This window comes from Kitasatospora sp. NPDC024654, assembly GCF_055559155.1.
In genome coordinates, this window is sequence record NZ_JBVHLF010000063.1 from 1 (window position 1) to 6,305 (window position 6,305).

Below are 6,305 nucleotides of genomic sequence, written 5' to 3' on the forward strand. Positions count from 1 at the left end.
CCCGAGGACTGCTTCGACTGTGCCTGCGGCCTCTACCTCGGCGGCCCGGCCACTTGATCAACACCCCTCCACGAATTAACGCGGAGCAGCACTAGTGACCCGGGCGGCCCGGGCGTACCAGCCGGTTCAGCCCTTGACCGACCCCGCGAGCAGCCCGCGCACGAAGTACCGCTGCAGGCTGAAGAAGACGATCAACGGAATGATGATCGACAGGAACGCCCCGGCGGTGAGCAGCTCCCAGTGGTCGCCGAAGGAGCCGGAGAGCTGGGCCAGCCGGACCGTGAGCGGCGCGACCTCCGGGGTGCCGCCGGCGAAGGTCAGCGCCACCAACAGGTCGTTCCAGACCCAGAGGAACTGGAAGATCGCGAAGGAGGCCAGCGCGGGGGCGCAGAGCGGCAGCACGATCGACCGGAAGATCTTGAAGTGCGAGGCACCGTCCACGATCGCCGCCTCCATCAGGTCCCGGGGCAGCTGGGAGATGAAGTTGTGCAGCAGGAAGACCGCCAGCGGCAGCGCGAACATGGTGTGCGCCAGCCAGACCGGCGCGTAGGTCCCGCTCAGGTCGAAGGAGGGCAGGATCGTGACCGAGCCGAGGTGGGCGCCTCCGGAGAACAGCTGGAGCAGCGGGATCAGCGCCATCTGCAGCGGCACCACCTGCAGCGCGAAGATCAGGAAGAAGAGCGTGTCACTGCCCCGGAACCGGACCCAGGCCAGCGCGTACGCGGCCATCGCCGCCAGTACCAGCGGGAAGACCGTGGCCGGCACACTGATCGCGAGCGAGTTGACCAGGTACGGCATCAGTCCGCCGCTGACCCCGAAACCGCCCTCGAACAGCACCGTGTGGTAGTTGGAGAGGATCAGGTCCGGGTGGCTGAAGACGGTCCACCAGCCGCTGTTCGCGACGTCCTGCTGCGGCCGAAGCGAGGTGGCCAGCAGGCCGAGGGTGGGGATCGTCCAGAGCACGGTCACCACGATGACGAAGAGCGAGCCGAGCGGTCCGCTGAAGGAACGCCGGACCGCCTTGACGGCGGGCGACGGACGTGACCCGAGCGCTGGCTGACTGGTCATCTGGTGGCCCGCTCCCTGCGCAACTGGACGATGTTGTAGGCGACCAGCGGAAGCACCGCGAGGAAGAGGATCACCGCGAGCGCGCTGCCCCGGCCGACGTTGAACTCCACGAAGGACTGCGAGTACATCTCGTTGGCCAGCACCTGGGTGCCGAAGTTCCCCCCGGTCATGGTGCGGACGATGTCGAAGGCCTTCAGCGTGACGATCATGACGGTGGTCAGCACCACCACCAGCGTGGTGCGGATCATCGGCACCGTGACGTACCAGAACAGCCGCAGCCCCCGGGCGCCGTCCAGCCGGGCCGCCTCGGTCACCTCGTCCGGGATCGCCTTGATCGCCGCGGAGAGCACCACCATGGCGAACCCGGTCTGCACCCAGACCATCACCACCATCAGCAGGAAGTCGTTCAGCGGGTGCGAGAGGATCCAGTTCGGCGGGTTCTTCCAGCCCAGCCAGACCGCCAGTTGGCTGAGCAGGCCGACCTGCGGCTGGCCGGTGTCCCGGGTCTCGTAGACGAACTTCCAGATGATGCTGGCGCCGACCAGCGAGACCGCCATCGGCATGAAGATCAGCGACTTGTAGAGCGACTGCCACCGCATCCGCTCGACCAGCAGGGCCAGCACCAGGCCCAGCGCGGTGGCCGCCAGCGGGGCGACCACCAGCCACAGCAGGGTGTTGAGCAGCACCTGGTGGATGGTGTCGGTGGTCAGCGCCCAACCGTAGTTGCGACCGCCGACGAAGTGGCTGCTGTCGTCGTTGAAGAGGCTCAGATAGACCGTGCGGACCAGCGGCGCCACCAGCCCGACCACGAGCAGCAGCAGCGCCGGGCCGAGGAACACCACGATGGCCAGCGGGCGTCCGAACCGTCCGGTGGCCCGGCCGGCGGCGAAGAAGACCACCAGCAGGATGCCCAGGAAGCCGGCGATGGCGCCGGCACTGTTGCCCAGCTTGATCGCGGCGTCGTTCCAGGCGGAGGCGACGAGCTGGGATCCGGTGACCGGCATGCGGCGGCTGTCCTTCCTACGGCGGGCGGGGAACGGGGACCGGACCGGACCTACTGCGGCCAGGACGCGTCGATGTCCTTGGCCACCTGCTTGATCGACTCCCCCTGCGCGAACCAGGCGGTGAGCGACTTCCACTCCTGCCCGGAGCCGACGGCGGCGGGCATCATGTCCGAGGCGTCGAAGCGGAAGGTGGCCTTCGGATCGGTCAGGGCCGCCGCCGACAGCTGGTCGATCGGGTCGGTGTAGAGGCTCCTGTCGACGCCCTGGTTGGCCGAGACCCAGCCCGGCGCGACCTTCACCCGACTGTTCGCCCAGTCCGCGGTGGACAGGTAGTCCTGCACCGCCTGCACCTCGGGCCGGCTGGAGAACGCCGTGACGAACTCGCCACCGCCCTCGACCGGGTCGGGGATCGCGGGGTTCACCGCGGGCAGGTGGAAGGCGTAGACGTCACCGTTCGGGCCGACCGTGGTGCCCTTGGGCCACTGCGCCTCGTAGAACGAAGCCTGTTGCAGCATCCAGCACTTGCCGGTGAGGATCGGCGCGCCGGCGTCCTGGAAGGTCGTGGTGGCGATCGACCTGACGTCGCCGATGCCGCCGTTGACCCAGGCCGGGTTCTGCATCCAGCCGGCCACCGTCTGCATCGCCGAGATGATCTTCGGGTCGCTGAACTTCACCTGGTGACTGACCCACTGGTCGTAGACGTCACCGCCGTAGCTGCCGAGGACGACCTCCTCCAGCCAGTCGGTGGCCGGCCAGCCGGTGGCGGTGCCCGAGCCGATCCCGCCGCACCACGGCTTGCTGCCGTCGGCCGCACCGGCCCTGGCGATCCTGTCGCTCAGTGCCATCAGGTCGGACCAGGTCGTCGGCACCTGGTAGCCCGCCTGCGCGAAGGCCTTGGGCGAGTACCAGACCAGTGACTTCATGTTGGCGCTCATCGGCGCCGCGTAGAAGACGCCGTCGACCGAGCCGTAGGCCTTCCAGGCCGGGCTCCAACTGTTCTCGTTCCGCACGGTCTGGGCCGGCGGTTTGACGACCTTCCCGGTCTTGACCATCTGGGCCAGCAGTCCGGGCTGCGGGATGATCGCGAGGTCGGGCGCGTTGCCGCCGGAGACCCGCACCGGGAGCTGTGACTCGAAGTCGTTGGAGCCCTCGTAGGAGATGGTGATGCCCGTACAAGAACTGAACTCGGCCCAGGACTTCTCCAGCGAGTCCGACTCGGGGCTGAGGATCGAGGCGAACATCGTCACCTTGGTGCCCGCGTGCCCGGCGTAGAGCTGGTACTTGGCGCAGCTCCCGGTGAGCGTCGGCACCCCGCTCGCGCTGCCACCGCCGCCGGAGCTGTTGGAGCAGCCGGCGGCGAGCACGAGGCCCAGCAGCGCGGGGACCACCAGCAGTCGATCACGTAACCTGGCACTCATCCTGACGGTCAAGGCGCTCTCCTGCGGCCTGGGGCGAACGGCGGGGCGTCGCGCTGTACCGGAGATCGTGAACAGGAAGTCGGGCAGGGCGTCTGGATTGAAGACGTTAACCCACCGGCCATCCGGCGCCAAGAGAACGGTCCGCGGATTCTCCCCGGGCCCGGGCCGTCAGCGCAGCCGGACCGGCAGTTCCCGCAGACTGTTGACCACCACCGAGGCGCTGGAACGCAGTTCGGCGTCCGGCACCGCGAGGGCCAGCCGTGGGAACCGCTCGAACAACGCGGGCAACGCCACCTGGGCCTCCAGCCGGGCCAGCGGAGCGCCCGGGCAGACGTGCGGACCGTGGCCGAACGAGAGGTGCCGGCTCGGCTCACGGGTGACGTCGAACAACTCGGCCGTGTCGCCGTGCCGCAGCGGATCCCGGCCGATCGCGTGGTACGAGATCAGCACCGGATCGCCGGCCGGCACCACCACCGCGCCCACCTCGATCGGCTCGCTGGCGAACCGGAACAGGAAGTTGGTGGTGGGCGGCGTCCAGCGGAGCGACTCCTCGACCACCGCGGACCACGGCACCTCCCCGGCCAGGACCAGCGCCAGCTGGTCGGGGTGGCCGAGCAGCGCCCGCACCGCGTTGCTGATCAGGTTGACCGTGGTCTCGTGCCCGGCCGCGATCATCACCCGAAGGGTGGCCGCGGCCTCCTGGTCGGTCAGCTCGCTCCCCGCCACGTCGGCGGCGAGCAGCGCGCTGGTCAGGTCATCGCCCGGGCGCTCCCGGCGCTGCCGGACCAGGTCGCCGACGAAGGCGTTCAGGGCGGCGATGGTGGCCTGGATCCCGGCCGGGTCGGGGACGCTGCCGAAGAACCGCTCGTAGAGCTCCCGCAGGTAGCCGTGGTCGGCCTCGTCCACCCCGAGCAGCGAGCCGATCACCGTCATCGGCAGCGGGAAGGCGAAGGCGGTCTTCAGGTCCACCTCCGGCTCGCCCGCGGCCAGCGCGTCGAGCAGGCCGGCGGTGACCGCCTCGACCCGGGGGCGCAGCAGCTCCACCCGGCGCGGCGTGAAGGCCTGCGCGACCAGGGCACGCAGCCGCCGGTGCTCCTCCCCGTCGGTGGTGACCATGCTCGGCCCGGGCACCGCGAGCCCGATCAGCGGCCAGTCGCTCGGCACCTCCCCGCGCTGGTAGGCGGCCCAGTGCCGGGCGTCCTTGACCAACCGGTGGTCCGTCAGCAGTTCCCGGGCGACGGCGTGTCGGGTGACCGCCCAGGCGGGCACGCCGCCCGGGAGCAGCACCGCGGCCACCGGGCCGGCGGCCCGGAGCAGGGCGCCCTCGGCCGCGCCGTCGCGGGCGAGCGGGTCGAGGCGCAACGGTTCGGGGGTGGGCGGTGTGCTCATCCGACAGCTCCTAGGAGTACGCGGCGGGACCGACCAGATGGCCGGGCGTGAAGGAGACCGGCAGCGCCACCAGCGCCCGCACCCAGGGCGACGGCCGCCAGACCAGGGCGTGCTCGGCGACCGCCAGCCGCAGGTCGGGCAGCCGGTCCAGGAGCACCTCGATCGCGGTGCCGGCGATCACCTCGGCCGCCTCCTGGGCCGGGAACGGGCAGCGGTGCTCCCCGTGCGAGAAGCTCAGGTACGCGCGGTTGCCCTCGGCCGGCGCGCCGCCCGTCGGCCGGACCGCCGGGTCCGTGTTGGCGGCGGCGAATCCGAGCAGCAGCAGGTCGCCCTCGGCGATCTGCCGATCGCCGAGCAGGGTGTCCCGGACGGCCCAGCGGCCGGCGAAGTTCTGGGTCGGGGTGTCCTCCCAGAGCGCCTCGCCGAGCGCCTGGGCGATGCTGCGCCGGCCGCCGGAGAGCGAGGCCGCGAAGCGGTCGTCGGTGAGCATCAGCCGCAGCGTGTTGCCGATCCAGTTGGCGGTCGGCTGGTGGCCGGCGATCAGCACCACCCGCAGGTCGCGCATGACCTCCTCGTCGGTCAGTCCGGCCGGGTGGACCAGCAGCCGGGAGGTGAGGTCGGCACCCGCGCGCTGCCGCTTGGCCTCGACCAGCTCCGACATCACGGTCAGCAGCCGCTGCGCGCCGCGCTGCGCGGTGGGCCCGCCGTCCAGCATCTCCAGCATCCCGCTGATCAGCAGCGGGGTCTGGTCGGCGTCCAGGCCGAGCATCCAGCAGAGCACCAGCAGTGGCAGCCGTTGTGCGTACTCGGCGACCAGGTCGGCCTCGCCGCGGCCGGCGAACTCGTCGATCAGCCGGTCCGCCAGTTCCTCGCAGCGGGTCCGCAGCTCGTACGGGTCGACCGCGGCCAGCGCGTCGGTGACCGCGGCCGACCGCCGCCGGTGCTCGGCTCCCTCGGCGTAGAGGATCGACGGCGCCGGCGCCATCATCGGCCGCAGCGGCCAGTCCTCGGGGATGGTCGGCCAGGCGTTCCAGCGGCTGGAGTCGCGGCCGAACAGCTGGGGCTGGCTGGTCACCAGCTGCAGCTCGCGGTAGCCGAGGACCAGCCAGGCCGGCACGCCGCCGGGCAGCTCGACCGGCGCCACCGGGCCGTGCTCGGCGCGCAGTTCGCGGTAGAGCTGGGCGGGATCGGTCTGGAACCGCGGGCCGTACAGCGCGGCCGCCTCGCGGTGGGCCGGGCAGGACGGCGGCGGGGTGGGCGCCGGGTCGGTCACGAGACGTACTCCTGTTCTCCCCGGGCCCGGGCGGCAGGGCCGGAGGGGGCGGCGGGGAGGGGGGGGGGGGGGGGGGGGGGGGGGGGGGGGGGGGGGGGGGGGGGGGGGGGAGGGGGGGGGGGGGCGGCGGACGGACGGGGAGACTGGGTGGGA

The 6,305-nt window shown here is 71.5% G+C and carries 5 protein-coding genes; all 5 read right to left on the bottom strand.

The window, feature by feature from the left end; translation table 11 throughout:
* Nucleotides 1-126 precede the first annotated feature (126 nt).
* The 5 genes from ACZ38L_RS28560 to ACZ38L_RS28580 all read right to left on the bottom strand — a co-directional run bounded on the left by ACZ38L_RS28560 (nucleotide 127) and on the right by ACZ38L_RS28580 (nucleotide 6,152).
* Nucleotides 127-1,068, bottom strand: a complete 942-nt coding sequence (locus ACZ38L_RS28560; protein ID WP_465698558.1) for a carbohydrate ABC transporter permease — start codon at nucleotides 1,066-1,068, stop codon at nucleotides 127-129.
* On the bottom strand, nucleotides 1,065-2,072 hold the full coding sequence (locus tag ACZ38L_RS28565; protein ID WP_396566066.1) for a carbohydrate ABC transporter permease: 1,008 nt from the start codon (nucleotides 2,070-2,072) through the stop codon (nucleotides 1,065-1,067). Before ACZ38L_RS28565 ends, ACZ38L_RS28560 begins: the two co-directional genes overlap by 4 nt.
* A 50-nt stretch (nucleotides 2,073-2,122) precedes the next feature.
* Nucleotides 2,123-3,502, bottom strand: coding sequence for an ABC transporter substrate-binding protein (locus ACZ38L_RS28570; RefSeq protein ID WP_465698561.1), 1,380 nt, complete (start codon nucleotides 3,500-3,502; stop codon nucleotides 2,123-2,125).
* A 156-nt stretch (nucleotides 3,503-3,658) separates the two neighbouring features.
* Nucleotides 3,659-4,879 carry a cytochrome P450 family protein gene (locus ACZ38L_RS28575; protein WP_465698563.1) on the bottom strand — a complete coding sequence of 407 codons (1,221 nt, stop codon included), beginning with the start codon at nucleotides 4,877-4,879 and terminating at the stop codon, nucleotides 3,659-3,661.
* Nucleotides 4,880-4,889: 10 nt separating this feature from the next.
* Complete coding sequence (locus tag ACZ38L_RS28580; RefSeq protein WP_465698565.1) at nucleotides 4,890-6,152, bottom strand: cytochrome P450; 1,263 nt, start codon at nucleotides 6,150-6,152, stop codon at nucleotides 4,890-4,892.
* Nucleotides 6,153-6,305: the final 153 nt, after the last annotated feature.

Excerpts from the sequence above, each read along its gene's own strand:
- ACZ38L_RS28560 (WP_465698558.1), bottom strand. The coding sequence starts at position 1,068 with ATGACCAGTCAGCCAGCGCTCGGGTCACGTCCGTCGCCCGCCGTCAAG.
- ACZ38L_RS28565 (WP_396566066.1), bottom strand. The coding sequence starts at position 2,072 with ATGCCGGTCACCGGATCCCAGCTCGTCGCCTCCGCCTGGAACGACGCC.
- ACZ38L_RS28575 (WP_465698563.1), bottom strand. The coding sequence starts at position 4,879 with ATGAGCACACCGCCCACCCCCGAACCGTTGCGCCTCGACCCGCTCGCC.